Here is a 1,220-nt window from a genome sequence, read left to right as displayed (position 1 = left end):
GGGCGTCCGGGAGGGTGTCGAGGACGAGCGCAGCCGGGGCGCGACTGTACTCGCCGTCGTAGGCGAGCGGGGTGCCCGGCGGGATCTCGCCGATGCGCAGGCTGCGCAGCCGGGTGGCCGTGTGGACGGGGCTGCGGCTCAGCGGTCCCGCGAAGGCGGCGGCGAGCAGGCGGGGGCCGGGTCGGCCGCCGCCGTGCACGAGACGGAGGTCGAGCAGGCCCTCGCCGAGGCTGTCGCGGCGGCGGGGGGTGGGGCCGGTGCCGTGGTAGGTGCCGTTTCCCGCGAACAGCAGCCAGACGCTGCGGGGGCGCCCGGCCAGCCGGAGCCGTACGGGGCGCTCCGCGCGCAGGACCCGCCAGGCGGCCAGCAGAGCGGCGGGACCGCCGCCGATCCGGGGCCCCCAGCGCAGCCGGTGCCGCAGCAGCTCGGGGTAGGCGCCGATGCTGAAGGTGTTCAGGAAGTAGCCGGGGCGGCCGTCCTCGGGGCCGGGGGTGAAGCGGCCCACGCCGACGCGCACCGCGTGGCCGGCGGCGAGGGCGCGGCAGGTGTCCTCGGCTCCGGCGAGTCCGAGGTCCAGCGCGAAGTGGTTGAGCGTGCCGCCGGGGAACACGGCCAGCGGAATCCCGGCGCGCAGCGCGGCGGTGGCGGCGGCGTTGATCGTGCCGTCGCCGCCGCACACGCCGAGCACGGTGGACCGGGCGGCCGCGGCCGCCAGTTCCGCGGGCAGGTCCGGACCCTCGCACCGGACCACCTCGGCCTTGGGCAGCCGGGTGCGCAGGACGTCGAGCCCCGCGTCGGCGGCCGTGCCGGAGCCGGTGTTGACGACCACGGTGAGCCCGGACCCGTCCGGCAGCGCGGGCGCGTCGCCGGCCGTCCTCTCGGCTCCGGGCACGATCCGCGCCTCCTCCAGGCCGCGCGAGATGCGGCGTACGGCGAAGCCCGCGGCCACGCCCAGCGCCGCGCCCGCGACCACGTCGGAGGGGTAGTGGACCCCCGTGTAGACGCGGGAGAACGCCACCGACGCGGCGACCGGGGCCAGCGCGGCGCCCCAGCCGGGGGCGTGCAGCGCCAGCCCGGTGGCGAACGCGAACGCGGACGCCCTGCGCAAGGCCTACCACCTGTGCCCGCACACGGTGGACGGCGACGAGGAACACGAACTGCCCGGCCCCTACCTCACCAACGGCGAGCCGCTCTCCGTCGCCCTCGGCGGCAGCTCGTGC

The 1,220-nt window shown here is 78.2% G+C and carries 1 protein-coding gene; it reads right to left on the bottom strand.

The genetic code is table 11. The features are described from left to right. Positions 1 to 1,108: bifunctional phosphatase PAP2/diacylglycerol kinase family protein (locus ACFXA3_RS42815; RefSeq protein ID WP_385197011.1), on the bottom strand; the 1,108-nt coding region annotated here is incomplete at its 3' end. Between the last annotated feature and the right edge of the window lie 112 nt (positions 1,109 to 1,220).

The organism is Streptomyces sp. NPDC059456, assembly GCF_042750055.1.
In the GTDB taxonomy this organism is placed as follows: domain Bacteria; phylum Actinomycetota; class Actinomycetes; order Streptomycetales; family Streptomycetaceae; genus Streptomyces.
Note: the sequence above shows the minus strand (reverse complement) of the source record. Positions and strands in the feature narration are given on the sequence as shown.